22 protein-coding genes are annotated in these 25,313 nt (G+C 67.8%); 12 read left to right on the plus strand and 10 right to left on the minus strand.

Annotated features, from left to right (window positions below; genetic code table 11):
* The first annotated feature begins 8 nt into the window (after nt 1–8).
* Genes ACFTSF_RS36240 through ACFTSF_RS36265 form a run of 6 tightly spaced genes read left to right on the plus strand, consistent with a single transcriptional unit; the run spans nt 9 to nt 5,034 of the window.
* A complete protein-coding gene (locus tag ACFTSF_RS36240) occupies nt 9–221 on the plus strand; it encodes a hypothetical protein (protein ID WP_380159488.1) in 213 nt (70 codons plus the stop codon).
* Nucleotides 178–1,077 (plus strand): LysR family transcriptional regulator, encoded by a 900-nt coding sequence (locus ACFTSF_RS36245; protein ID WP_380159490.1) that lies wholly within the window; start codon nt 178–180, stop codon nt 1,075–1,077. The genes ACFTSF_RS36240 and ACFTSF_RS36245 overlap by 44 nt, the downstream gene beginning before the upstream one ends.
* Nucleotides 1,078–1,122: 45 nt before the next feature.
* A complete protein-coding gene (locus ACFTSF_RS36250) occupies nt 1,123–1,875 on the plus strand; it encodes a dolichyl-phosphate beta-glucosyltransferase (protein WP_380159492.1) in 753 nt (250 codons plus the stop codon).
* On the plus strand, nt 1,872–3,539 hold the full coding sequence (locus ACFTSF_RS36255) for a hypothetical protein (RefSeq protein ID WP_380159494.1): 1,668 nt from the start codon (nt 1,872–1,874) through the stop codon (nt 3,537–3,539). The genes ACFTSF_RS36250 and ACFTSF_RS36255 overlap by 4 nt, the downstream gene beginning before the upstream one ends.
* A 2-nt stretch (nt 3,540–3,541) precedes the next feature.
* Entirely contained in the window at nt 3,542–4,060 is a 519-nt protein-coding gene (locus ACFTSF_RS36260) for an RNA polymerase sigma factor (RefSeq protein ID WP_380159496.1), read from the plus strand.
* Nucleotides 4,057–5,034, plus strand: coding sequence for a hypothetical protein (locus ACFTSF_RS36265; protein WP_380159497.1), 978 nt, complete (start codon nt 4,057–4,059; stop codon nt 5,032–5,034). Before ACFTSF_RS36260 ends, ACFTSF_RS36265 begins: the two co-directional genes overlap by 4 nt.
* Here the strand turns inward: ACFTSF_RS36265 and ACFTSF_RS36270 are convergent, their stop codons facing one another.
* Entirely contained in the window at nt 5,035–5,829 is a 795-nt protein-coding gene (locus ACFTSF_RS36270) for a hypothetical protein (RefSeq protein ID WP_380159499.1), read from the minus strand.
* A gap of 80 nt (nt 5,830–5,909) precedes the next feature.
* Nucleotides 5,910–6,677 carry an SDR family oxidoreductase gene (locus ACFTSF_RS36275; protein WP_344149309.1) on the minus strand — a complete coding sequence of 256 codons (768 nt, stop codon included), beginning with the start codon at nt 6,675–6,677 and terminating at the stop codon, nt 5,910–5,912.
* Nucleotides 6,678–6,845: 168 nt separating this feature from the next.
* On the opposite strand from ACFTSF_RS36275, the gene ACFTSF_RS36280 reads away from it, so the two are divergent.
* Both ACFTSF_RS36280 and ACFTSF_RS36285 read left to right on the plus strand, forming a co-directional pair.
* A complete protein-coding gene (locus tag ACFTSF_RS36280; protein ID WP_344149307.1) occupies nt 6,846–7,538 on the plus strand; it encodes an FCD domain-containing protein in 693 nt (230 codons plus the stop codon).
* Nucleotides 7,539–7,630: 92 nt separating this feature from the next.
* Entirely contained in the window at nt 7,631–9,589 is a 1,959-nt protein-coding gene (locus ACFTSF_RS36285) for a glycosyl hydrolase family 28-related protein (RefSeq protein ID WP_380159502.1), read from the plus strand.
* Here ACFTSF_RS36285 and ACFTSF_RS36290 read toward each other — a convergent pair.
* Entirely contained in the window at nt 9,575–11,116 is a 1,542-nt protein-coding gene (locus tag ACFTSF_RS36290) for an MFS transporter (protein ID WP_380159504.1), read from the minus strand. The genes ACFTSF_RS36285 and ACFTSF_RS36290 overlap by 15 nt on opposite strands.
* Before the next feature lie 104 nt (nt 11,117–11,220).
* Between ACFTSF_RS36290 and ACFTSF_RS36295 the strand changes: the two genes are divergently transcribed.
* Nucleotides 11,221–11,655, plus strand: a complete 435-nt coding sequence (locus ACFTSF_RS36295; RefSeq protein ID WP_380159506.1) for a MarR family winged helix-turn-helix transcriptional regulator — start codon at nt 11,221–11,223, stop codon at nt 11,653–11,655.
* Nucleotides 11,656–11,665: 10 nt separating this feature from the next.
* Complete coding sequence (locus ACFTSF_RS36300) at nt 11,666–12,817, plus strand: pyridoxal phosphate-dependent aminotransferase (RefSeq protein WP_380159508.1); 1,152 nt, start codon at nt 11,666–11,668, stop codon at nt 12,815–12,817.
* A 437-nt stretch (nt 12,818–13,254) separates the two neighbouring features.
* Here ACFTSF_RS36300 and ACFTSF_RS36305 read toward each other — a convergent pair whose 3' ends face one another.
* The 3 genes from ACFTSF_RS36305 to clpB are packed head-to-tail and all read right to left on the minus strand — an operon-like array spanning nt 13,255 to nt 16,609.
* A complete protein-coding gene (locus ACFTSF_RS36305; RefSeq protein WP_380159510.1) occupies nt 13,255–13,605 on the minus strand; it encodes an ArsC/Spx/MgsR family protein in 351 nt (116 codons plus the stop codon).
* Nucleotides 13,605–14,000, minus strand: coding sequence for a hypothetical protein (locus ACFTSF_RS36310; protein WP_380159512.1), 396 nt, complete (start codon nt 13,998–14,000; stop codon nt 13,605–13,607). The genes ACFTSF_RS36305 and ACFTSF_RS36310 overlap by 1 nt, the downstream gene beginning before the upstream one ends.
* A 29-nt stretch (nt 14,001–14,029) precedes the next feature.
* Nucleotides 14,030–16,609, minus strand: coding sequence for an ATP-dependent chaperone ClpB (gene clpB / locus ACFTSF_RS36315; protein WP_380159513.1), 2,580 nt, complete (start codon nt 16,607–16,609; stop codon nt 14,030–14,032).
* 226 nt (nt 16,610–16,835) lie between these two features.
* On the opposite strand from clpB, the gene ACFTSF_RS36320 reads away from it, so the two are divergent.
* Nucleotides 16,836–20,456, plus strand: a complete 3,621-nt coding sequence (locus tag ACFTSF_RS36320; protein WP_380159515.1) for a S8 family serine peptidase — start codon at nt 16,836–16,838, stop codon at nt 20,454–20,456.
* A gap of 38 nt (nt 20,457–20,494) precedes the next feature.
* Here ACFTSF_RS36320 and ACFTSF_RS36325 read toward each other — a convergent pair whose 3' ends face one another.
* The gene (locus ACFTSF_RS36325; protein WP_380159517.1) at nt 20,495–20,884 is read right to left on the minus strand and encodes a RidA family protein; all 390 of its coding nucleotides are present in this window, start codon (nt 20,882–20,884) and stop codon (nt 20,495–20,497) included.
* Between the two features lie 96 nt (nt 20,885–20,980).
* Here ACFTSF_RS36325 and ACFTSF_RS36330 point away from each other — a divergent pair, with 96 nt between their 5' ends.
* Nucleotides 20,981–21,367 (plus strand): winged helix-turn-helix transcriptional regulator, encoded by a 387-nt coding sequence (locus ACFTSF_RS36330; RefSeq protein ID WP_380159519.1) that lies wholly within the window; start codon nt 20,981–20,983, stop codon nt 21,365–21,367.
* 1 nt (nt 21,368) lies between these two features.
* On the opposite strand, the gene ACFTSF_RS36335 is transcribed toward ACFTSF_RS36330, so the two are convergent.
* The 3 genes from ACFTSF_RS36335 to ACFTSF_RS36345 form a co-directional block, all read right to left on the minus strand.
* Complete coding sequence (locus tag ACFTSF_RS36335; RefSeq protein ID WP_380159521.1) at nt 21,369–22,604, minus strand: hypothetical protein; 1,236 nt, start codon at nt 22,602–22,604, stop codon at nt 21,369–21,371.
* Between the two features lie 91 nt (nt 22,605–22,695).
* A complete protein-coding gene (locus ACFTSF_RS36340; protein WP_380159523.1) occupies nt 22,696–23,382 on the minus strand; it encodes a response regulator in 687 nt (228 codons plus the stop codon).
* The gene (locus ACFTSF_RS36345; RefSeq protein WP_380159524.1) at nt 23,355–25,187 is read right to left on the minus strand and encodes a sensor histidine kinase; all 1,833 of its coding nucleotides are present in this window, start codon (nt 25,185–25,187) and stop codon (nt 23,355–23,357) included. Before ACFTSF_RS36345 ends, ACFTSF_RS36340 begins: the two co-directional genes overlap by 28 nt.
* Nucleotides 25,188–25,313: the final 126 nt, after the last annotated feature.

The following is a 25,313-nucleotide window of genomic DNA, read 5'->3' on the forward strand; positions in this document are numbered from 1 at the left end:
TCGAAGACATGAGCTACATCCCGTTTTCCGTCATCAAAGCCATCCACGAAGACACCCACTCCGCCGAGCCGCACGCCCCTGTCCGGCCGCACCGCCCGCGCCGCAACCGCTCGGTGCTGCGCGCCATCCGCAGGCTGTTCGACCTTCCCCCGGACGACGTGTGCCAAGCTGAGGTCCGTGATCGAGGTACGACGGTTGCGGGTCCTGCGCGCGCTTGCTGATCACGGCACCGTGACCGCGGCCGCCGAGGTGCTGCACCTGACCCCCTCGGCCGTCTCGCAGCAGCTGGCCGCCCTCGAATCCGAGGTCGGCCAGGAACTGCTCGAGCGCCGCGGCCGCCGGGTCGCGATCACGTCCGCCGGCCGGCTGCTCCTGAGTCACGCCGACACGATCCTCGGCGAGGTCGAGCGGGCGGAGGACGCGCTGCGGTTGTTCGCCGACGGTTCGACCGGCGAGGTCCGGATCACCGCCTTCGCGACCGCGATCAGCCTCCTGGTCGCGCCGACCCTGGCGCGGCTGCGCGACACCAACCCCAGCCTCACCCTCGTCGTTCGCGATGCCGAAGGCCACCAAGGCATCACCCAGCTCCTCGACGGCGACGCCGACCTGGCAATCGCCGTCGAGCACCGCGGTTCACCTCGGCCCGACGACCAGCGACTGACCCGAATCCCCTTGTACGCCGAGCCTTTCGTCGCCGTCGTACCGCCGACTCACCCGGCCGCCGGCCACGACACGGTCGATCTCGCCATGCTCGCCGGCGACGACTGGGTGATGACCGCGCCGGGCAATCCGATCCGCGACGTCGTACTGCTGGCTTGTGAACAGGCCGGCTTCCAACCCAAGATCGCGCACGAGTCCGACGACTTCCGCGCCGTCGCCGCACTGGTCGCGGCCGGCGCCGGCGTCTCGCTGGTACCCCGACTCGCGGTCCCGACGCCGACCCTCGCGGTCATCCGCCCGCTGCCCGACCCGGCCCCGGTACGACGGGTCTACGCGGCCGTCCGGCGGAGTCGCGCCGACCACCCGCTGATCACCGCGACTCTCGCCGTACTGACTGACGTCGCTGACAAGTTGTGACCCAGGTCACTCAACCATCCGCGACGCCGACGGTGTCTGCGGGGTGTGACAGTTCAGCTCAGCGTGGTGATTCCCGCTTACAACGAGGAACAGCGCCTCCCGCAGACCTTGAAGGCCGTGACCGCCTACCTGGCGGCGACCTGCGAGGACTGGGAGGTCCTGGTCGTCGATGACGGTTCCGCCGATGCCACTGCGCGGTCTGTCCAGGCGGCCGGGGACGAGCGCGTCCAGCTGATTCGCTGGCCGGTCAATCGCGGCAAGGGCCACGCCGTCCGCGTCGGCATCCTGGCTTCCCGCGGTGCGCGCGTACTGATGTGCGACGCCGACAACGCGACCCCGATCGAGCAACTCCACGTCCTGCAGGCTGCGCTCGACCGCGGCGCGAGTGCGGCGATCGGCTCCCGCGCCCTGCCGGAATCCGAGCTCGAGGTCCGACAGAGCGCGTTCCGCGAGACGTGCGGCCGGATCGGCAACGCGCTGATCCAGGCGTTCGCCGTACCGGGCATCCAGGACACCCAGTGTGGCTTCAAGCTGTACGACGGGCCGCGGGCGCGGCTCGTATTCCAGCTGGCGCGGATCGACGGGTGGTGTTCGGATGCGGAGGTCCTGCACCTGTTTCATCGGCTCGGTCTCGAGGTCGCCGAGGTTCCGGTGCGCTGGTTCGATCGCGACGGCTCGAAGTTGCGGCCGTCCGGCTACTTGTCCGGCCTGGCCGAGCTCGCGCGGATCCGGCGCTACCACCACGCGTTGCCGCCGCTGCACCAGCTGATCCAGCCCTCCTTGCTGGGTACGCCGTGACCGTGGTCGAACTGCGGCCCACGCCGACCCAGCAACGCACAGGTGGTCGGTGGATCACGCTATTGGTTGCTCTCGGCTACCTCTGTGCCGCGATCGTGTTGCTGCACGGGATCTGGGCCGATCCGAACGGCCGCTACCTCTGGGACAGCGGGCAGGATCAGAACCAGTGGCAGTGGTTCTTCGACGTCACCGCACACCAGGTCCTGAACGGCCAGAACCCCTTGTTCAGCACGCTGATGAACTATCCGCTCGGCGTGAACCTGATGGCCAACACCGCCATGTTCGGCCTGAGCATCCCACTCATCCCGGTCACGGTCTGGCTCGGCTCCGGCGTCACCTGGGCCCTGATTCTCACGCTGGGGCTGGCCGGTACGGCGTTCGCGTGGTTCTGGATGTTCTCCCGGCGACTCGCCTCGGTCCCGGCAGCCGCGGTCGGCGGTCTCTTCTGCGGTTTCGCACCGGCGATGATCTCGCACGCGAACGCGCACCCGAACTTCGTCGTCCTCGCGGTGATCCCACTGCTCCTGCTGCCGCGACCACCTGGCCGTCGTACGGCGATCGTGGTCGGACTGCTGATCGCGTACCAGATCTTCCTGGGTGAGGAGGTTCTGTTGCTGGCGGCAACCGGGCTGCTCGTCTTCAGCGTCGTGCACGCGATCGTCCGGCCGCTGGAGTCGTCCACTTTCGTCCGCCGGTACGCCGGCACGATCATCGGCGCCGGGGTTGTCGCGCTGGCGATCGTGGCGCTGCCGCTGGCCTGGCAGTTCTTCGGTCCGCAGAGCTATCACAAGCTGGGTCACGGCGATCAGGGGACGCCGTTGGCCGCGTTCACCGAGTTCAACTCGTGGGCTCTGGCCGGCGATCCGGAGACGGCTCAGGCACTGTCGGTCAATCCGACCGAGGAGAACGCGTTCTTCGGCTGGCCGTTGCTGGTGGTCGTGCTTGGGTTGGTCATTGCCCTGCGCAAACAACCGAGGGTGCGGATCCTCGGTATCACCGCGTTGATCCTCGCGTGGTTGTCGACCGGGCGGTCGGTGGAGGTGTTCGGTGTAGAGGTGCCGGGTCCGTGGGCCGTCATCCGGTTCCTGCCGCTCTACGACTCGGTGGTCGAGTCGCGGATCGCCATGGTCTGCATCCCGATCATCGGCGCACTACTTGCCATCGGCATCGATCGGTTCAAGCGGATTGGATATGTCGTCGTCGCGGCCGCGCTGCTGCCGATCGTCCCGGTCCCATTGATGGCAATCGAACGCGGTCCCACACCAGCCTTCTTCGCCGACGGGCTCTGGCGGGACTACGTGCGGCCGGGGCATTCCGTCGTACCGGCGCCGCCGGCGAACGGTGCCAACGGTGCACCGCTTCAATGGCAACGGGCAGCCGACTTCGGGTTCACCATCCCGGACGGCTACTTCGTCGGACCCCATGGTCCGACCGGCAAAGGCGGGTACGGCGCCCAGCCCCGCCCCACGTCAACCATGTTCTGGCGGGTCCAGGACGGTGGCGAATGTGAGATCACCCCCGCACAACTCGAGGCGGATCTCCGGTACTGGAACGCGGACGCGGTCGTCGTACAGCCCGGGAACGAGCGCATGCATACTTGTCTGGACAGGCTGCTCGGCCGAGGTTCACTCGTCGGCGGCATCTGGGTCTGGCGGGTGGTGTGACCGTGCGTGCGCATGACGAGCAGCAATACGTGGACTACGTGACCGCGCGTCTGCCTGAGTTGCGCCGGCTCGCGGGATCGTTGTGCAAGGACAGCGACCGGGCGGACGACGTCGTACAGCAGGCGATCACCAAGCTCTACGTGCACTGGCACAAGGCGCAGTCCGCCGAGAACCTGGACGCGTACGTGCGGACCATCGTCGTCCGCACCTTCCTCAACGAACGCCGGTTGCGCTGGTCGCAGGTGAAGCTTGTCGACGATCCGATCGAACGCCCCGCACCGCACGGTCGCGAGGTGGAGACCCGGCTCGTCGTTGCCGATGCTCTCGACCACATTCCGCCGAAGCTGCGCGCCGTACTCGTCCTGCGTTTCCTCTATGACCTGTCCGTCCGCGAGGTCGCCGCCACGCTCGGATGCCCGGAGAACACCGTGAAGAGTCACACCGCCAGGGGCCTGACCCTGCTTCGCCGCCAACTGGGCACCCACCTAGCCGCCACTGACCGAAAGGAGCAGCGCGCATGAACGAGGACTATGCCGGTCTCCTGAAGGCGCTCCGCGAAGCCCCGGACGAGTCGACCGAGTCGATCAGTATCGACCGCGCCATCCACGACGGCCGCCGTACCATCCGCCGCCGCCGCGTCCTCGGCACCTTGGGCGTCGTCGGTGTCGTCGCCGCGGCTTCCAGCGCCCGCCCGCTGTTCAACGCCTTCCGCGAACCCCCGGTCGCCGGACCGCCGCCGGGCAGGTTCCAGCCGTTGCAGATCTGGGGCCGCGAGTTCGACGTCGGTACGGCGGGCGGCTTCCAGCCTTACCAATACATCACCGGCCGGATCTTCCACATGGTCGCGCTCACCTCCACCGCACGACCCACCAACGAAGCGACTGCGGTCGCGACGCTCTACGCACCCGGCCTGCGCAGCGCGCCGCCGTCGGCCGCCCTGCAGCTCGAGCCCATCGAGGGTCGCCCTGTCTACGTCATCGGGGAGGACTCGGGCGCGACGACGGTCACCTGGGAGTACGCCGACCATTCCTGGGGCACGGTTGCCGTCTACACCGATCCCGCGGGCCGGGCTGCGCGAGCCCGGCATGTTGCCGAGAGCATCCATCGGCGGAAGACGCCGGTCGCCCTGACTGTCCCGTTCACCGTTCCGCGGCGGCTCTTCGGTCCGGAGGACGACGTCGTACTGGTCCGCGTGCCGTACGGGGCGTTGGACAGCGAGTACGAGGTGGCTGTGGCGGCCGCGGATCCGGAGGAGCCGACCGTGGTCTCGTCGCTGACCAGCGCAGGTATCCATCGACCTGCCGCTCACGAGAAGCCCAACACGACGATCGCCGGGCGACCGGCGATCGTGGACGGCGGCCTCAACGCGACGGTCTTCGGCGTCGGCAGCGGTTATGCCGCCGACGCCATGGCCCAGGCACCCCTTGACGTGAAGGCGATCGCGGCCGCGGTCACCCTGACCGGTGGCAAGGGGACCGACGAGCCGCTGCGGTGATTACGGGAGTTTGGTGGCGGCTGCGCGGGCCAGCGCTTCCCAGTGGGCCGGCGCAACACCCTTGCCCATCTCGCCGAAGGCGAGGACCGAGACCACGGTGCCCTTGCGGGTGACGGCGTACGGGAAGCCGCCGTCCTCGCTGCCCGGGTCGTTCGGCTTCGGGTAGTCGTACCAGCGCAGGATCGCGGTGGCGTCACCGACCGCAAGGGTGCGGTTCTCGGTGAGCTTGCGGGCATGCGTCTCACCGGGCACGAAGGCCTTGCACGACTTGATCGTCGCGACGATCTGCTCGTACGCCGCCTTGGCCGCGGCCGGACTCTGGTAGCGCGTCAGCCACTGCCCACCGGACGCGTCGAGCTCGGTCGTGAACGAGCGGGTCAACCGACCCTGTACGCCGTTCCCCTGGGTGGCCGCCTTGCCGCAGATCGACCGGCTGGCGGCGCTGGTCGCGATCCAGCCACGCTTCGGGTCCGCCTTGGCAACCTCTTTGCCGGTCAGCAGCATGGAGTTCGCGAGCCGCTGAACACCCGGCGGCTTGGTCGGCGTCGGCTGCACCGTCTTCGTCGGCACGGTGGTCGGCGCCTTGGTCGGCTCGGTGGTCGGGGCCGACGTCGGCGGGTTGCTCGGCGTCGCCGTACTGGTCTCTGGCGCCGTCGGCGTGCTGGGTGCCGGTGTGCTGACTCCGGTCGACGGCGTACCGCCGGCCGGTGTTTGGTTGCCGCAGGCCACCAGTCCGACGCCGGCGACGGCCAGCCCGGCCGCGGCGATGACGCGACGCATTCCCCGAGTGTTCATGGCTCCAACCCTTCCCCTTAGGTGTCAGGTTGGACGCGGCCCGGCCCACTGCGGTTGGGACACGAGTTGATCACGACAGCTCAGGTACGGCGACGCCCGTCCAGACCGACCGTGGAGAGCCGCGCGATCAGCGTGCGCGGGGTATACCGCGCGGCGGCCGTGAGGAGCTTGTACCGACGACTCGGGATCGAGATCGCCTTCCCGCGCATCAGGTCCTTCCACGCGTCGTCGACCAACCGAGTCGCATCCAGCCACATGAACGACGGCACGACCGTCTTATCCATCCCCATCCGCTCATGGAACTCCGTGTGCACAAACCCCGGGCACAACGCCATCACGGCAACCCCCTTGGCATGCAGCTCAATCGCCAACCCCGCCGAGAAGTTCGTCACCCACGACTTGTGCGCGCTGTAACTCCCCCGCTGCAGGAACCCAGCCACCGACGACACATTGATGACAGCCCCCGACCCCCGCTCGATCATCGGCAACACGGCAGCATGCGTAAGCCGCAACACCACCCGCACCAACAGATCCAGCTGCTTCTCTTCAGCCTCGACCGGATTGGCCCAGAACGCCTTCTTCTGCCCGAACCCGGCGTTGTTCACCAACACCTCGACAGGCCCGCTCCGAAACCGCTCCTCGACCCGCAACAGGTCCGCGCGATCAGTCAGATCAGCCGCCAGCACCTCACACCCCACGCCGTACTCCCGGCCGATCTCCCCCGCAACCTCCTTCAACCGAGCCTCGTCCCGGGACACCAGCACCAGGTCATACCCCTCCCGCGCCAGCTTGTCCGCAAAAGCCCGGCCGATCCCAGCCGTAGGTCCCGTGATGAGCGCAGTCGCCACGTCGTCCTCCCGTCGATCAACCCCCAGTCTGTCACTACTCTGCTCTCGCACTCTCCTCCGACTGACATCTGATGACTGTCAGGTACAGCTCACATTTCAAGGGCAATCGGGGAATTGTGCGCTTGAATGGTCTGAGGACTTGGTGATGGTGGAACGGGAAGGTGGACGATGGCGGCGACCGACACGGCGTTGACCGGGTTGCGGCAGATGATTGCTTCGGGGGCGCTGGGACCGGGGGCGAAGTTTCCGCCGGAGCCGGAGTTGTGTGATCGGCTCGGGGTGTCGCGGAGTTCGTTGCGGGAGGCGGTCCGGTCGCTGGCGGCGCTGGGGGTGATCGAGTCGCGGCATGGGTCGGGGACGTATGTTTCGGCGCTGGATCCGGCCGAGATCATCAGCCGATTCTCGTTGTCGGTGGAGCTGATTCCGCTCGAGGGGGTGCTTGAGCTTCTCGAGGTACGGCGGGTGTTGGAGGCGCACGCAACCGCGTCAGCCGCCGCCCGCCAGGATCCGGACCTCGCCGGCCGACTCGGCGAGATCCTCGACCGCCTGGAAGCGACCACCGACGCACACGAGATCCAGGTGCTGGACGCCGAGTTCCACGGCGCGATCTGTACGGCGGGCGCCAACCCGACCGTGACCGCGTTGACCGCGGTCATCCGCGGCCGCGGTGGGCACTACCGGATCTTCGAACCAGGCGACGACTTCGACGCGATCAAACAGACCAGCGACCGCGGTCACCGCGCGATCCTCTCGGCCATCACCCTCCGCGACCCAGCCGCCGCCGCAACCGCCGCCTCCGCCCACATCGCCCAAACCGAACTCTGGCTCCGAGCCCTCCGCCCCACTCCCCAGCCCGACTGATCGCGCGCGATTTTTCTACATTCTGTCGAGATCTTGCGCTGAGGTGGTCTACTGCATAACCTCCAGGCAGTTCGTCTGGAGGGGATCCGCCAATGTCCCGAACAGTTCTGCGCGCCCTCGCCGTCGCCCTGACGACGGCGGTCCTCGGCGCCACGCTTACCGCTCCCGCGACGGCTTCCCGGCCGGCACCGCGGATCACTCGCGCAGGTCTTGATCCGGCGCTGGTCGCCGGGCGCGGTGCCGCGGTTCCGTTCGTCGAGCAGGAGGCTGAGAACGCCTTCTTCACCGGCGAGCAGCTCGGCCCGGGCCGCGAGGCCTACACCCTGCCGGCCGAGGCGTCCGGCCGGACCGCCGTCCGCCTGCAACCACGCCAGTACGTCGAGTTCACGCTGACGCACGCGGCCAACGCGCTGACGTTGCGCTACAGCATTCCGGACGCGCCGACCGGCGGCGGAATCCAGGCACCACTCGACCTCACCGTCAACGGTAAGCACCAGCGCACGCTGACTCTCACGTCCGAATATGCCTGGCTGTACGGGATGTATCCGTTCTCCAACGACCCGAACGTCGACCCCATCCCGGGCTGGTGGAAGCCGGAACCCGATCCGGTCGCCAAGCCCTTCCGTCCGAACCACTTCTACGACGAACAGCGCGTGCTACTCGACCGGACGTACCGCGCCGGCGATCGCGTCAGGTTCGCCGTACCGAAGCACACGAATGCCGCCTGGACTGTCATCGACGTCGCCGACTTCGAGCTCGTAAAGTCGCCGATCCGCCAACCGGCCCGATCCCTCGACGTCCGCCTGTTCGGTGCCGACCCGACCGGCCGGCGCGACGCCGCACCGGCGATCGACCGCGCTATCGCGACCGCAAAGAAGCTCGGCTGGTCGGTGTTCATCCCGCCGGGCACCTTCCAGGTCAACCGACACATCGTTGTCGACAAGGTCACCGTCCGCGGCGCCGGCAACTGGCACACGATCATCAAGGGCAAGGTCCTGCCCCTCGCCGAACCCGCGCCGGACAAGTCAATCCACAGCGCGCCCGGCTTCTACGGCAAGTACGCCGACGCCGGCGGCAGCACGGAGGTCCACCTGGCCGACTTCGCGATCGAGAGCGACGTACGGGAGCGGATCGACACCGACCAGGTGAACGGGGTCGGCGGTGCGATCGGCGGCGGCTCGACGATCGAGAACCTCTACCTGCATCGCACCAAGGTCGGCATCTGGCTGGACGGCCCGATGGACGGGCTGCTGATCCGCAACAACGTCATCACCGACGCGATCGCCGACGGAATGAACCTGCACCTGGGCGTCTCCAACGTCCGGGCCACCAACAACTTCGTCCGCAACAGCGGTGACGACGGTCTGGCGATGTGGTCGGAGACGAACCCGGCCGGACTGGCCAATCACAACAACGTCTACGACCACAACACCGTCCAGACCCCCGTCCTGGCGAACAACATCGCCATCTACGGCGGTCGCGACAACGCCGTCACCGACAACCTGGTCGCCGACCCGATCCGCGAGGGCAGCACGCTGCACGCCGGTTCGCGCTTCAACTCGACACCGTTCGAAGGCAAGCTGACCTTCGCCCGGAACACCACCGTCCGCGGCGGCCCGAGGGACCTGAACTGGAACATCGGGCTCGGCGCGATCTGGTTGTACGCCCTGCAGTCGACGATGTCGGCCGACCTGCAGATCACCGACAGTTCGTTCCTGGATTCCACGTACAACGCGCTGATGTTCGTCGTCGACTGGCCAGTGAAGGACACCTACGCGATCAATAACGTTGCCGTACGCAACCTCAAGGTGGACGGCACCGGGACCAGTGTGGTGAATGCCCGGGTCGGTGGCTTTGCCTCGTTCGAGAACGTCGACGCTCGCAACGTCGGTGCACCGTTCGTCAACAACTGCGGCACCTTCCACTTCGAGAACCCCCCGACGTTCGACGTACAACTCCTCACCGGCAACGACGGCGGCTGGTACGGCGCTACTTGGTGCGAGGACCGCCCAGCCGTCGTACCGCCGCCGCCTCCGTCAGCCTGGAACTGAGGACAACTCGGCGTCGGCCGCCCCGGTGGCCGGCGCCTTACGGTTGCGGAAGGCAAGGATCAGGACGACCGTTCCAGCCAAGGTGAAGATCGCGGCGACCACCGCGGCCGTGTGCATCGCCTGAATGAAGGCGTCATTCGCCAACGGGATCAGCTGCGGTTGCCCGAGCTCAGCCGCAGCATGACGGGTCGCCTCTGCGGATTCACCGGCCGTGTCGCGGAGGTTGGCCGGCAACGACGGCGCGATCGCGTGCTGGTACGTCGACGAGACGATCGTGCCGATCACCGCGACCCCGAGCACACTACCGACCTGCCGAATCGCATTGCTGACCGCCGAACCGGCGCCGATCCGATCCATCGGGAGGGTTGCGACGACACCCGCGGTGGTCGGCGCGACAGCGGCTCCGATCGCCAGGCCGGCGATTATCCCAAGGAAGCAGAACCACACGAGTGACGTGTCGACGGTGAACGTGAGGTTGAGGACGAGACACACCGTGAACACAGCCAACGCCGTACCGGAGACGCGGGCGATGCCGAACCGGGCGGCAAGCCTGGCACCAAGCGGCGAGCCCAGTACGACGCCTGTTGCCCCCGGCAACGCTAGTAGTCCGGCCTGCAGCGGGCTGAGGCCGCGCGCGCCTTGCAGGTAGAAGGTTTGGTAGAACGCCTGGCCGGTGATGGTCAGGAACAGGGCACCGAGCGCGACGTTGCCGGCCGCGAAATGACGGTTGCGGAACAGGCGTGGATCGAAACTCGGGTCATGTTCGCGCGCTTCGGAGTACAGGAAGGCCGCGATCAGGACGAGGCCGGCCGCGATACTCGCCCAGACCTGCCAACGGCTCCAGCCGTCCTGGTGACCACCTTCGATCAGGCCGTAGGACAAACCGAGCAGACCGAGCGTGGACAGCCCGAGACCTCGCACGTCGAGGCGGCGGCGTTGCTCGCTGCGGGGATTCGGGAGGGTGAGGGCGGCACCGACCAGCGCGACGGCGACCAGTGGCAGGTTGATCAGGAAGACCGAGCCCCACCAGAACCGGGCCAGCAGGAGGCCACCGAGGACCGGACCGGCAGCCACTCCGACACCGGCCGCGGACGACCAGATCGCGATGGCCCCGGCTCGGCGTTCGGGGGCGAAGGTCCGGCCGAGGATTGCCATCGAGGTCGGCATGATCATTGCGCCGCCGAGGCCCATGGTGGCGCGGGCGAGGATGAGTGCGACCGGATCGCTGGCCCAGGCCGCCCACGCGGACGACGCACCGAAGACGACCAGGCCAGCCATCAGGACGGTCCGGTGACCGTAGCGGTCGCCGAGCGCACCGGCGGCGAAGAGTGCGGTGGCGAACAGCAGCGAGTAGATGCCGATCGCCCATTGGAGCTGACCGGGGGACGCGCCGAGGCCGTCGACCGGGTCGGCGAGGCGTTCGAGGGCGATGCCGAGGACTGTCGAGTCGATCCAGATCAGCAGCGCAGAGAGGACAAGTACGGCGAGCACCCGGCCGGGCCGGGTGGGTGTTGGCGGTAGGGACACCACGTCTCCTATGATTGACAGGACCCTGACGTGGTTTCAGTGTGCGGTGATTGACAGGTTCCTGTCAATCACCTTTTCAGACGTGTGTTGGCAGAATGAGCGGTATGAGCAGCGAGCCTGACGACAGCTTCGGCGTGACCTTCCTGGTGCGGCACGCCTGGCTGAGCCTGCGCTCCGCGGTCGCTGTCGCCCTGGTCGAGCACGGGCTCTCCGTGCAGCAGTACGGCGCTCTGCTCGTTCTCACGCATCACCCCGGCCGGACCGTCGCCGAACTGGGCCGCGTGGTCGGAACCGCCCGGCAGTCCGCGAACGAACTCGTCACCGGCCTGGAGAAGGCCGACCTGGTCGAACGCCGGCCGAATCCGAACGATCGGCGTACCCAGCAACTGTTCCTGACCAAGGCCGGGGTCGACCGGCTGGCGGTCGCGGCTCCCGCCGTACTGGCTGTGGAGGCCGAGATCGAGGCGAGCCTCGCCGACACCGACCGGACCACGGCGCGCGACTGGCTGGCCCACATGGTGCGCAACGCCGGGCGTTAGAGTCGACTGCATGCGCGGACATGCTGAGCGGTTGAACGGGCTGGGCACCACGATCTTCGCCGAGATGTCGGCCCTCGCGGTCGCTACCGGGTCGGTCAACCTCGGGCAAGGGTTCCCCGATACCGACGGGCCTGACTCGCTGCTCGAGGATGCGATCGCGGCGATCCGTGCTGGCGCGAACCAGTACCCGCCCGGCCGCGGCATCCCCGCGCTGCGGCAGGCGATCGTCGACCACCAGAAGCGCTTCTACGATCTGTCGTACGACCCCGACACTCAGGTCTTGGTGACCACGGGCGCCACCGAGGCCATCGCCGCTGCCCTACTCGCCTTCGTCGAACCCGGTGACGAGGTGATCGCGCTTGAGCCGTACTACGACTCGTACGCCGCCGGCATCGCCTTCGCCGGCGGTCGTCGGGTTCCCGTGACGCTGCGAGCGCCGTCGTACCGGCTCGATCTGGACGAACTCCGCGCCGCTGTCACCCCGCGGACGAAGGTCTTGCTGATCAACACCCCGCACAACCCGACCGGCACGGTGCTGACCGATGATGAGCTTCGCGGGATCCGGGATCTGGCAGTCGAGCACGATCTGGTGGTCATCACCGACGAGGTCTACGAACACCTCGTGTACGACGACCACCGGCACATCCCGTTGGCGACGTACGACGGCATGACTGACCGGACCGTCTCGATCGGCAGCGCCGGTAAGACGTTCTCGGTGACTGGGTGGAAGATCGGCTGGGTGACAGGTTCGCCTGAGGTGGTCACTGCGGTCACCACGGCCAAACAGTTCCTGACCTACGTCTCCGGTTCGCCCTTCCAGCCGGCCGTAGCCAACGCCCTTGCCCTAGGCAACGACTACTTCGACACCCTCCGCAGCACCCTCCAGTCCCGCCGCGATCTCCTGGCCAACGGCCTGTCCGACCTAGGCTTCGAAGTCCACCGCCCCGCCGGCACCTACTTCATCACCACCGACATCCGCCCCCTGGGCCACACCGACAGCATCGACTTCTGCCGCCTCCTCCCCGAACGCACCGGCGTAGTAGCCATCCCCACCCAAGTCTTCTACGACAACAAAGAAGCCGGCCGCCCCCTGGTCCGCTGGGCCTTCTGCAAGAAGGAAGAACTCCTCCAAGAAGCCCTAACCCGCCTGCAAAAGCTCTAAAAGGACACCGCCTCCGGCGCGCCCGCCTCACGTGCTTCCGCCCTAACGCGACCGGCGAGCAACTGCGATCGTCGGGTTGGTGTCGCCCGAGGGGTGGTGTCGGGGTGGCGGTTGTCGGGGGCGGGGATTGGTGCCGCCCGAGGCCGTCGTCTGGCGCGATGTCGCCAGGGGTGGTCGTCGGGGTGATGTCGCCAGGGGTGGTCTCACCCGGGGGTGTCGTCGGCGGGGGTGGTGTCACCCGGGGTGTCGCCCGCGTGGTGGAGGTGCGTGCGGAGCGGCCTCGCCCCGCCAGCTACCGGCGAACCTTGCGACATGTGGTTGGGCGGGCGGACCGCCACCACTCAGTAAGTCGTTCGGAGGGCGGTTTCGGCGCGGCGTTCAGGCGTGGTGGTGCGGAGCCTGTGCGGGTTGGTGAGTGGGGGCGGTCCGGGCCTACCTCAGGAAAGGAAGCGGGACAGGGATTCGGGGTCTCGGACTACGGCGGTGGTTTGGTCGTCGGCGGTGAGGATGGGGCGTTGGATGAGGATGGGGTGGGCGACCATGGCGGCGATCCAGTCGGCGCGGTGGGAGTCGTCGCGGGGGAGGTCGCGGAGGGGTGCTGCCTCGGGTTCGTTGTGGCGGACGACGTGCCAAGGGTCGAGGTTGAGGCGGGTTAGGACGGCATCGAGTTCGGCCGCGGTGGGCGGGTCGTCGAGGTAGCGGCGGACGGTATAGGAGACGCCGGCCTCGTCGAGGGCCTTGGTGGCGGACTGGCATTTGGAGCAGGCGGGGTTGATCCAGATCTCCATCAGCGGCGGAACCATCTCTTCGTCGGGGGTTGGAGCATGAGGACGAGCAGGGCGGCGTGGATGGCCGCGCCGAGCAGGCCGGTGGGGAAGGCGACCAGGCCGCCGACAACACCCAGTACGGCGACCGCCATGATCACGTAGCGGGCCCAGGGACGGCCTTTGCGGAGGAACAGTGCCGGGACGATGTAGAGCACGGCACCGACCCACGCCAGCACGACCACCACGGCCGACGCGCCCTTCGAGCCGGTGACGATCTCGGAGATCTGGTCGCCGGCCGAGGTCAGCGCCATCAGGCCGAGCAGCAGGTAGAGAACACCGAAGCCGAGTACTACGACGGTCGCCACTGTCACTTGACGCGGCGGTCCGTTCTCTTCGTAGTACTCGGCTCCGAACACTCCTTGATCCTTGCAGACGGACCAAGCTGTCAGGCGGTGACTTCCAGCGCGTCCTTCGACTCGTTCAACGTCACGCGGACGGTTTCGCCGTCGCGGACCGTGCCATTCAGCAGACCTCGCGCCAGCTCGTCACCGATCGCGGACTGCACCAGGCGACGCAACGGACGCGCGCCGTACACCGGGTCGTAGCCGGTCAACGCCAGCCATTCCAACGCACCTTCGTCGACCTCCAACGTGATCCGACGGTCGGTCAGGCGGCGTTGCAGGGCGGTGATCTGGAGCGCGACGATCTTCGTCAGCTCCTCACTGCCGAGCGCGTCGAACAGGACGATCTCGTCGAGCCGGTTGATGAACTCCGGCTTGAAGGACTGCCGTACGACGGCCATCACCTGGTCGCGCTTGACCTTCTCGTCGAGCGCCATGTCGGCCAGGTACGACGAACCGAGGTTGCTGGTCAGGATCAGGATGACGTTACGGAAGTCGACCGTCCGCCCCTGACCGTCGGTCAGCCGGCCGTCGTCGAGCACCTGCAAGAGGATGTCGAAGACCTCGGGGTGCGCCTTCTCGACCTCGTCGAGCAGGATCACCGAGTACGGACGACGCCGTACGGCCTCGGTCAGTTGACCGCCCTCTTCGTAGCCGACGTAGCCGGGAGGGGCACCGACGAGTCGCGAGACGCTGTGCTTCTCGCTGTACTCGGACATGTCGATGCGGACCATCGCCCGCTCGTCGTCGAACAGAAAGTCGGCCAGCGCCTTCGCCAGCTCCGTCTTGCCGACACCGGTCGGGCCGAGGAACAGGAACGAGCCAGTCGGCCGGTCCGGGTCGGAGATGCCGGCCCGCGCGCGCCGTACGGCGTCACTGACCGCCTTCACGGCTTCCTTCTGACCGATCAACCGCTGACCCAGCTCGTCCTCCATCCGGAGGAGCTTGCCGGTCTCGCCTTCGAGCAGCCGCCCGGTCGGGATACCGGTCCACATCGCGATCACCTCAGCGATCTCGGTGGGCCCGACCTCCTCGTTCACCATCGCTTCGGGCGCCTCGACGGCGTCCTCCGAAGCGTCGGCCTCCTCGAGCTCCTTCGTGAGCTCCGGGATCTCGCCGTACAGGATCCGGGCCGCCGTACCGAGGTCGCCGTCGCGCTGGGCACGTTCGGCCTGGCCGCGCAGCTCGTCGATCCGCTCCTTGATCTCACCGACCCGGTTCAGGCCGGACTTCTCCCGCTCCCAGCGGGCTTCGAGCGCGCGCAACTCCTCCTCGCGGTCGGCGAGGTCGGCGCGCAGCCGCCCGAGCCGCTCCTGCGACGAGGCGTCCTCCTCGCGGGACAGCGCGAGCTCCTCCATCTTGAGCCGGTCGACGGTACGGCGCAGTGAGTCGATCTCGACCGGGGACGAGTCGATCTCCATCCGCAGTCGCGACGCAGCCTCGTCGACCAGGTCGATCGCCTTGTCGGGCAACTGGCGACCGCTGATGTAGCGGTTCGACAGCGTCGCCGCAGCCACCAGTGCGCTGTCGGAGATGGCCACCTTGTGGTGCGCCTCGTACCGCTCCTTCAGCCCACGCAGGATCGCGATCGAGTCCTCGACCGATGGCTCACCGACGAAGACCTGCTGGAACCGACGCTCCAGCGCCGGGTCCTTCTCGATCCGTGTCCGGTACTCGTCGAGCGTCGTGGCACCGATCATCCGCAGCTCACCGCGCGCCAGCATCGGCTTCAGCATGTTGCCCGCGTCCATCGCGCCCTCGCCGGACGCACCGGCGCCGACGACGGTGTGCAGCTCGTCGATGAAGGTGATGACCTGACCGTCGGATTCCTTGATCTCGGTCAGCACCGCCTTCAACCGCTCCTCGAACTCACCGCGGTACTTCGCGCCCGCGACCATCGCGCCGAGGTCGAGGCTGATCAGCCGCCGGCCGCGCAGCGACTCGGGCACGTCACCGGCCACAATCCGCTGGGCCAGACCCTCGACGACGGCCGTCTTGCCGACGCCGGGCTCACCGATCAGGACCGGGTTGTTCTTGGTACGACGGGACAGCACCTGTACGACGCGCCGGATCTCGGAATCACGCCCGATCACCGGGTCGAGCTTGCCGTCGCGAGCACGCTCAGTCAGGTCGACGCCGTACTTCTCCAGCGTCTTGGTCGTCCCTTCGGCCTCCGGCGACGTGATCCGCCGGTTGCCCCGCATCTCGTCGAACGCCTTCAGCAGCGCCTCCGGAGTCACCCCGAGCGCCGTCTTGGCAGGTCCTTCGACGGTGGCGAGCGCGATCAGCAGGTGCTCGGTGGAGACGTACTCGTCCCCGAGCCCGAGAGCCCGCTGCTCAGCCTGGTTCAGCACCTCACCGGTCTTCGGCGACAGGCTCGGCGCTTGCACACTGCCCCCACTCGCCTTCGGCAGCCGACCAACCTGCTCGGTGGTCCGGCGTCGTACGGCGTCCATGGCGCCGCCGGCGGCCTCGAGCAGACCGGTCGTGGTCCCCTCGGGCTGCGCGAGCAGCGCGGAGAGCAGGTGAATCGGTTCCACGGTCGGGTTGCCCGCCGCGGAGGTCTGACGGATGGCGACCGACAGCGTTTCGCGGGCCAGCGTCGTCAACCGCTGAACATCCATATCTCAGAGCCTTTCAGTTCAAGCAAACACAGTCACTAGCTACAACCTAGCCAAACTTGAGTCCATTCCACTCAACTCTAGGGGATCTCTCCGGGACAACCCAGGGATCTGCTCCGAGTTCCGGTCTAGTCTTGAACTTCTGACGAGTTCGTTCCGTCAACGCAAGTGAGACCACCGCCCGACTCTGGAGGAACACTTGCACCCGAACCGCTGGCTGGCGCCCCTCGTGGGCCTGAGCCTGACGCTCGGCGGCGCGACCACCGCCACCGCCGCGTCCCCACCGCCCCGCCCCCAACCGCCCACCTCGACGGTCAACCTGATCACCGGCGACCAGGTCCGAGTCACCACGCTCCCCGGCAACCAGGTCCGAACGGCCTTCGTCCCGGGCCCCGGCAGTACGTCGGACTCGGCCCTCACGAGCACGCTGAACGGGCACACGTACGTCGTACCGACCGCCGCCGCAGCCGATGTCACCGCCGGCCGCCTCGACCGAAGTCTGTTCGACGTCACCACCCTGATCGCCGAGGGCGCCACCGACAGCACCCCGGTGATCATCAGCTCGACAGGCGCAGCCCGGTCCGCCGCGGTTCCCGGTACGACGGGAGGCCGGGTGCTCGCCAGTCTCGGCGCCCGCGCGACCCGCGTGTCGCACGGCCAGGCGTTCTGGCGATCCCTCACCCCGGGCAAGACCGCGCGGGTCGCCTCGACGGTCACCCGGGTCAGCCTCGATCGACGCGTGAAGGCGAACCTCGACCAGAGCGTTCCGCAGATCGGCGGACCGGCCGCCTGGCAGCGCGGATTCACCGGCAAGGGCGTCAAGATCGCCGTACTGGACACCGGGATCGACCCGACCCACCCCGATGTCGCCGGGCGGATCGCGGCCGCCGAGGACTTCAGCGAATCCGGTGACGCGGTCGACCACAACGGCCACGGCACGCACGTCGCGAGTATCGCGGCCGGCAACGGCGCCGCCTCGCAAGGCAAGTACAAGGGCGTGGCCCCGGACGCCACGTTGCTCAACGGCAAGGTGCTCGACGACAACGGCAACGGCTACGACTCCGGCATCATCGCCGGGATGGAGTGGGCCACCGCGCAGGGCGCGTCGGTCGTCAATCTCAGCCTCGGCGGCGGTCCGAGCGACGGCACCGACGTGCTGTCGGAGGCGGTCAACCGGATCAGCAAGCAGACCGGCGCACTGTTCGTCATTGCTGCAGGCAACTGCTATCCGCCGACCCCGGGCAGCGTCAGCACACCGGCCGCGGCCGACGAAGCACTTGCCGTTGGCAACCTTCAGTTCGACGGCCGGCCGAGCAGCACCTCCTGCCACGGTCCGCGCAAGGGCGACGGCGCACTGAAGCCGGAGCTGTCCGCACCAGGCACCGACATCGTCGCCGCCCGCGCCGCCGGCACCAGCCGCGGTGAGCCGGTCGACGACAACTACACCAAGCTTTCCGGTACGTCGATGGCCAGCCCGCACGTCGCCGGTACGGCGGCCCTGCTGGCCCAGGCGCACCCGGACTGGAAGGCGGATGCGCTCAAGGCCCGGCTGATCTCGACCGCGGATCCGCAGCAGGGAAGCCCGCTCGCCGAGCAGGGCGCCGGCCGAGTCGACGCCGACCAGGCCACGGCCACCGAAGTCACGGTCGACACCGGCGAACTCGAGCTAGGTCGGCTGGCGTGGCCGTACCCGCAGACCGACGTGGTCACCCGCGAACTGACCTACCGCAACCCGACCAGCGCGCCGGTCACCCTCAAGCTGGCCGTGGATCTCGAATCCACCCAGCTGAGCGCCAACCAGGTCGTCGTACCGGCGAACGGCGACGCCAAGGTCACTGTCACGACCGACCGGGCGAAGAAGGGCCCGGGCAACTTCGCCGGCCGGATCACCGCCACCGCGGACGGCGCCGACCCACTCGTCACGACCATCGGCTGGTACGCCGAACCTGAGGTCTACGAGCTGACCGTCACCGGCATCACGCATGACGGCCAGCCGGCCAACGACGACCTCGCCGTGAACCGGCTGGACGGCCCGCAGCCGGAGCTCGGTCCATCGCACGGCGTTCCGATCGTGAACGGCACCGCGAAGGTGCGGCTCGCACCAGGCAAGTACGACGTCTCGTCGATCTTCATCTCCTCGGCCACCGACGACGCACCCGGGCGATTCGACCTGGTGCTGTCCGACGAGTTCGCGATCAGCAAGGCCACCGCGATCACGCTCGACGCGCGCAAGACCCAGGTTCTCGACCTCGGTGCGCAAGGGCAGCCTGCCACTGCAGCACCCAGGGAAGTCTCGATGACTCACGTCCGCGACGTACCGAACTGGCGTCGTACCGACTCGGTCAGTCAGACCGGCACCCGAAGGACGTTCGCCGCGACGAAGACCGCGGCGAAGGCGGTTGGTTCCGCCGAGATCGGATTCGGCAAGCGGATCGAACAGCCGCCATACCAGGCTCAGATCGTCGGCGGCCTGTCGATCACCGCGCTGGACTTCCACTTCGGGCCGCGGTTCACAGGGCAGAAGGAGTTGCAGGTCTTCGACGGCGGTACGGGTACGCCGGCCGAGCTGACCGGGGCCAAGGGCAAGCTCGCGCTGATCCGCTCCGACCAGACCCAGGCGAGCGGCGATCTCGCGACGAACGCCGAGAAGGCGGGCGCCGCTGCGGTCATGCTGTACGACCCGAGCAGGGCCGGTGATGGCGCGATGTTCGCCTTCTGGGCCTACAGCGAAACCGGCAACGCGACGGTCCCGACGATGCGGATCTCGCGGTTGAACGCGCAGCGCCTGCTGGAGCGGCCCACGACAGTCCGGGTCACCGGCCAGGCCGTAACGCCGTACGTCTACGACCTGATCGTTCCCTGGGCGAACCGACTGCCGGCCGATACCGAGCTCACCGTCAGGCGCGACCAGCTCGCGACGGTGGACGAGACCTTCGGGACGCACACCGGCCTGCCGACGGCCGAGGCACGCACCGGTGTCACACCGGCGGGAGCCGACGTAAACAGCTTCTTGCTCCCGTACTTCGCCCCGCCGGCCAAGCGGACGTCGTACGTGCTCGCCAACCAGGTCACCTGGTCGAACCAGCTCATCATCGACGGTGAAGAGGCCGACCCCTTCGTGCTCGGGACCCCGCGCGTCTACCGGCCCGGCACGAAGACGGTCGAACGCTGGTTGACCCCGATCATCAACAGCGGTCTCCCCGACGCCGACGTCGGGGCAATCGCCCAGGTCGGCCGGTACGACGGCGGTCTGAGCATGACGATCAGTACGCTGAGCCACGGTCCTGGCCAGTACTCCCCCTGGTGGTCCACCACCGGCGAGACCTCGATCGTTGCCCATCGCAACGGCGTCGAGATCTTCTCCGACAATTCCGGACCCGGCGGATTCGTCGAAGTACCACCCGAGGCAGCCGACTACGAGATCGACCTGAAGAACAGCCCTGATCCGACGCTGTTCCGCTACTCCACCACGGTCGAGTCGCACTGGAAGTTCCGCTCCAAGGGCGGTGAGCAGGAGCAAATGCCGCTGGTGTTGGCCGATCTCGACGTACCGCAGGCCAACGCCCACAACCAGGTGCCGACCGCCCGCCCCGTCACGATCAACCTCGGTCTCCGCCACCAGTTCGGCTCCGGTAGCACGGCGAAATTCGCCAAGCCGAAACTGGAGATCTCCTACGACAACAAGCGCTGGACCGCCCTGCCGCTGACCGGAACCGACGGCAAATACACCGGCACGGTGACCCACCCAGCCAGCGCCACCGGCAAGTCGCCCTCGCTACGACTCACCGCAACAGATGCCAACGGCAACAGCCTCAAGCAGCAAATCACCGCCGCCTACGGCCTGAAGTAGCCCGCAGGGGGATGGCCCCGCCATCCCCCTGCACCACTTCAGTCCAGAACCGCGGTCGCCTCGATCTCGACCCAGTGCTCCGGTACGTCGAGTGTCGCGACCCCGATCAGCGTCGCCGGCGGCTTCGGGGTGATGCCGAGCTTGGCCGATGCGCGAGCGATCCCATCGAGCAGCTCCGGCATCTTCTCCGGCTTCCAGTCGACGGCGTAGAACGTCAGCCGGGTGACGTCGGCGAACGAGCCTCCGGCCGCGGCGAGCGCCGTACCGACGTTCAGATAGGCCTCTTCGACCTGAGCAGCCAGGTCCGGTACGGCGTTCCACGCGACCTGCCCGGCGATGAACACCAGCCGCGTTCCGGACGCGACCGCGACCTGCTGGTAGACGTCGATCTCGGGCAGACCAGCGGGATTGATCAGGGTGACGGCCATGACAGTTCCTCTCACACTCTCTTGTGGTTACTCAGGAACCGTAGGAGAGTATGGAGTGCAGCGGAAGAACGCACTTTTCGGTGACAGGGGAACCAGATGGGAACCAAGCAGGTCAGCGGCTTGTCGGCGGAGGAACAGGCCGACATCAGCCGGGCCGACTCACTGGCGCGGGAGATCTTCTCCGACGTGGCCAACAAGTGGGCGCTCCTGATCATCGAGACGCTCGGCGACGACACCCGGCGCTTCAGCGATCTGCGCAACCGCGTCGATGGCATCAGCCACAAGATGCTCACCCAGAACCTGCGCATGCTCGAACGCAACGGCCTGGTCGAGCGCACGGTCTACCCGACCGTGCCACCCAAGGTCGAGTACACGCTCACCGAGGCCGGCCAGGGCCTGCGGGCCACAGTCGACACCATGTGCGAATGGACCCACAGGTACTTCAGCCACATCGAGTCTGCCCGGCAGTCGTTCGACAGCTGATTCAGCGCTGGTAGGCGCCGGAGTCCCAACTGGTCAACCCGGTAAGGGATTTGCCGGCAAGGTCCTCGGGGTAGCCGGAGTTCTCGGCGCGGCCGATCGCGGGGCTGCCGGCTTTCAGGCGGAGGTCGGTGGCACTGGTATAGAGCGGGTCGGCCTTGACTGAGCGAGCGCCGAGGGTGAACTGGTAGACGGCACCCTGGTAGACACCGCGGTCCTCGTCGGCCGCGTCGGCCGGGTTGTGGGTGTCGAACGAGTCGTCGTAGCCGACCTTCTTGCCGACCTTGACGATGTTGTTGCGCAGCTTGAGGATGCCGGGGCCGCAACCCTGGTCGCAGCTCCAGCCGTCGCCGTTCGGCAGGTTGACGGAGTTGTTGATCGCGAGCGTCCGGCGTACCGGGCCGATGTGGCTCTGGGCGCCGCGGGTGATCAGGAAGGTGCCGGACGGTTTGGTCGAGGTGACCGAGTTGTAGGCGAAGACGTTGTCGTCGGCGGTCTGGCCGGCCTCGTGACCGAGCTCGGTGAACGTGTCGTTGTCGGCGGTCTTGTTGTACTCGATGTGGTTCCGGTCGCCGTTGAAGATCTCGACCGCGGCGCCGTCGTACCCGTAGTCGTGGCTGGTGTGGAAGCTGCCGCTGATGGTGTTGTGGCGGATCTTGTTGTCGTCGCCGTGCACGAGGATGCCGAAGGCACCCGAGTCGTCGTCGGGGTGCGTGTCGTCGTCGACGCTCATCTTGTTGTTGTTGACGAGCGTGCTCCAACGGATGTCGTTCCAGTCCGAACCGTCGGTGATGGAGATCCCGGCCACGTTGTTGTCGGCCTGCACGGTGTCCAGCACGATGCTGTCGCCGAACAGTTCGAACCCGGCCCAGTTGCAGCCGCTGGCGCGGAGATCACCGATGAAGATGTCGTCGCCGGTCACGTTGACGCAGTTCAGCACCGGACCACCGATCTTCGGTAGCGCGCCGGAACCGTAGGCACCGACGGTGATGCCGTTGCGCGACAGGTTGAGTGACCCGGTCCAGGACGAACCTCGTTTGAACAGGATCTGCTGACCCGGATCGAAGGCGTAGCCGTTGACCTTGGCCAGGCTCTTCCAGGGCGTGGTCTCGCTCGTCCCGGAAGCGGCGTCGTTCCCCGCGACCGAGTCGATGTAGAAGATGGTCGGCTCCGCAGCGGGTGCCGTGAGGAGGGAGGCGGAGAGGAGGACAGGACTCAGGAGGGCGGCGAAAGTGAGCACGTCAGCCAGTTTTCGGGCGACTGTCGACCGGCGTCAACGCGTCGTCTTGGCCAGTTCTCACCGTTGTCCACTTTTTACCGATGGGCACTGTTTACCTCTGCCCGGCCGTCACCAGTCCTGCGTCGTACGCCAGGATGACGGCTTGCACCCGGTCCCGCAGGCCGAGTTTGGCCAGCATCCGGCTGACATGCGTCTTCACGGTGTGCTCGGTCAGGTGCAGCTCGTCCGCGACCTCGGCGTTCGAGTTGCCCTTGGCAACCAGCACCAGGACCTCCCGCTCCCGAGCAGTCAGTACGTCGATCCGCGCCGCCACCGCGGGATCCAGCCGGGTGTCGGCGAACCGGTCGATCAGCCGCCGGGTCACCGGCGGCGCCAGCAACGCATCGCCGGCCGCGATCACCCGAACGGCGTTGATCAGCTCATCCCGCGAGGACCGCTTCAGCAGGAACCCGCTGGCCCCGGCGCGCAGCGCGTCGTACACGTATTCGTCGAGGTCGAAGGTGGTCAGGATCAGCACCCGCGGTCCCCCGGCGAGCTGCCGAGTGGCCTCGAGCCCGTCCATCACCGGCATCCGGACATCCATCAGCACGACGGCCAGATCGAGAATCGCGGCCGCCTGCCGGATCGCGTCCGCGCCGTCGACCGCCTGGGCGACCACCTCGATATCGGGCTGCCCGTCGAGGATCATCGCGATCCCGTCCCGGACCAGGTCCTGGTCGTCGACCACCATCACCTTGATCGGCCGATCGTTCACCGACGACCCCCGACCGGCATCCACGCGTCCACAGTCGTCCCGGCTCCCGGCGTACTGCGGATGTCCAGCGTGCCGCCCTCGATCCGGACCCGCTCCCGCATCCCCGCCAGCCCGTGCCGGTTCCCCCGACGCGCTGCGGCGACGTCGAACCCGACCCCGTCATCGGTCACCTCGACCCGCACCCCCGTCTCCTCGCTCCGCACCGCCACCCGGACCCCGGTCGCCCGCGCATGCTTGACCACGTTGGTGAGCGCCTCCTGCACCAGCCGGTACGCCGTCACCTGCTGACCCTCAGGTGGAGTCTCGAGATCACCCTGCAGGTCGAGTTCGATCGGCAGGTGGTCGTCGGAAACGTCCGCGACCAACTGTGACAGATCGGAGATCCCAGGCTGCGGAGCCAGTTGCGGATCGGCGATCCCGTCCTCGTCCCGCAACGTCGACAACAACCGGTCCAACTCGCTCAACGCCCGCCGCCCGGCATCCCCGATCCGCTGGAACCCCGCCAGTACGTCGGCCTCCCCGCGCCGTACGAGATCCGGCCCGGTCTCGGCCTGGATCACCATCAGGTTCACCGCATGCGCGACCACGTCGTGCAGATCACGAGCGATGATCGCCCGCTCGGTGAGAACAACCTGCTCAGCCTCGAGCTCCTCAGCCGCCCGCTCCAGCTCAGCCTCACGCCGCGCCGCCTCACGATTCCGCCGCAACTGCCGAACCGCGATCGCGGCGAGCACCGGCAGCAGCAGGATCAACGAGAGTGTGACCGGCCAGATGTTCTGCGCGATCCCGTCGTACGTCGAGTTGTGCAGCACGGTGTTCCACGTGTAGTCCCAGCCGCGGCGCTTGATCTCGGGGAAGATCAGCTGCAGGAACCAGACCCGCATGGTTCTGGTGATGAGCGGCAGCAGGATCAGTACGCCGATTGCCACCGGCAACGTCCACCGCAGGCTCCGGGACTTCTTCGGGGTGACGACGAGCCAGTACAACGCCACCCCGAGCGCGGCGTACAGCGGGACGTAGTGGATGTACGACTGCCAGTTCGCGATCAGGCTCGCCGCGGTCAGCACCACCACCGCAACCACCGGCCGACGTCGGAACACCAGCACCAGCGCGGCCGCTGCGACACCCCACGGCATCCAGCTCGGCGCGCTCCACCATCCGCCATACAGCAAGTCCGTGCGGACCTCGACCAGCGTCATGCCCGCGAGCGCACCGCCCAGCAAGGCGTATCGGACCCAGGAGTCGACCGGATCGACGAGGTACGCACGCAGATCGGCCCAGCGCTGACGAGCTGGTACGACGCGCGCTCGATCCCGCCGTACGAGCAGGAACGCCATGGCCACGACGGCGATCAGGGCCACCCGCGGCCAGGGCACCACAGCAGGCGCGCCGGCGGCCACGATGTTCTCGAAGAGCTGGGACAGGTTGCCGCCGAAGGAATCGTACGGACGCAGGATTTCTTCGACGGCGACCCGGGCCACGTCCAGCACGATCGGGATCAACACCGATCCCGCCGTGACGGCGATCACGGTCCGCTGCCGGCACCGGCCGGCCAACGACCACAGCGCGAGGACGATGCCGACGTACAGGAGCCAGGGCGCCTGGCCGAGCGCGACGGCCAGGTACGCACCGACGACCAGACCGGGCAGTGCGAGCGCGGGCTCGATCCGGCGGATCGCGATCAGCAGCGGAAACAGGATGAGGATCACCCGCAGCCACAGCCAGTCGCCCGCCTGCCAGTGGGGACGCGCCTGCAGGCTGACCATGGCGGCGAACGCGATCGCGGAGTCGATCCAGAGCGCGCGCCGGCCGGTCAGGAGTTCTTTCACCCGACCATTGTGGCGGCGGGACGGGCCGGAAGCCGTCACTCTCAGGAGTGACACTCGGCCGTGGCGGCCCATACCCCGCGGTGAGGCCGGTCCATACCTGGCGGCGATGTGGCGGCCCGGGTCTCG

It is taken from the genome of Kribbella sp. NPDC056951 (assembly GCF_042674205.1).
Taxonomy (GTDB): domain Bacteria; phylum Actinomycetota; class Actinomycetes; order Propionibacteriales; family Kribbellaceae; genus Kribbella; species Kribbella yunnanensis.

What these genes read in the sequence shown, in the direction of transcription:
- ACFTSF_RS36280 (WP_344149307.1), top strand. Translation starts at nt 6,846, where the DNA reads ATGGCGGCGACCGACACGGCGTTGACCGGGTTGCGGCAGATGATTGCT.
- ACFTSF_RS36240 (WP_380159488.1), top strand. Translation starts at nt 9, where the DNA reads ATGAGCTACATCCCGTTTTCCGTCATCAAAGCCATCCACGAAGACACC.
- ACFTSF_RS36300 (WP_380159508.1), top strand. Translation starts at nt 11,666, where the DNA reads ATGCGCGGACATGCTGAGCGGTTGAACGGGCTGGGCACCACGATCTTC.
- ACFTSF_RS36270 (WP_380159499.1), bottom strand. Translation starts at nt 5,829, where the DNA reads ATGAACACTCGGGGAATGCGTCGCGTCATCGCCGCGGCCGGGCTGGCC.
- ACFTSF_RS36330 (WP_380159519.1), top strand. Translation starts at nt 20,981, where the DNA reads ATGGGAACCAAGCAGGTCAGCGGCTTGTCGGCGGAGGAACAGGCCGAC.
- clpB (WP_380159513.1), bottom strand. Translation starts at nt 16,609, where the DNA reads ATGGATGTTCAGCGGTTGACGACGCTGGCCCGCGAAACGCTGTCGGTC.
- ACFTSF_RS36265 (WP_380159497.1), top strand. Translation starts at nt 4,057, where the DNA reads ATGAACGAGGACTATGCCGGTCTCCTGAAGGCGCTCCGCGAAGCCCCG.
- ACFTSF_RS36285 (WP_380159502.1), top strand. Translation starts at nt 7,631, where the DNA reads ATGTCCCGAACAGTTCTGCGCGCCCTCGCCGTCGCCCTGACGACGGCG.
- ACFTSF_RS36295 (WP_380159506.1), top strand. Translation starts at nt 11,221, where the DNA reads ATGAGCAGCGAGCCTGACGACAGCTTCGGCGTGACCTTCCTGGTGCGG.
- ACFTSF_RS36305 (WP_380159510.1), bottom strand. Translation starts at nt 13,605, where the DNA reads ATGGAGATCTGGATCAACCCCGCCTGCTCCAAATGCCAGTCCGCCACC.
- ACFTSF_RS36325 (WP_380159517.1), bottom strand. Translation starts at nt 20,884, where the DNA reads ATGGCCGTCACCCTGATCAATCCCGCTGGTCTGCCCGAGATCGACGTC.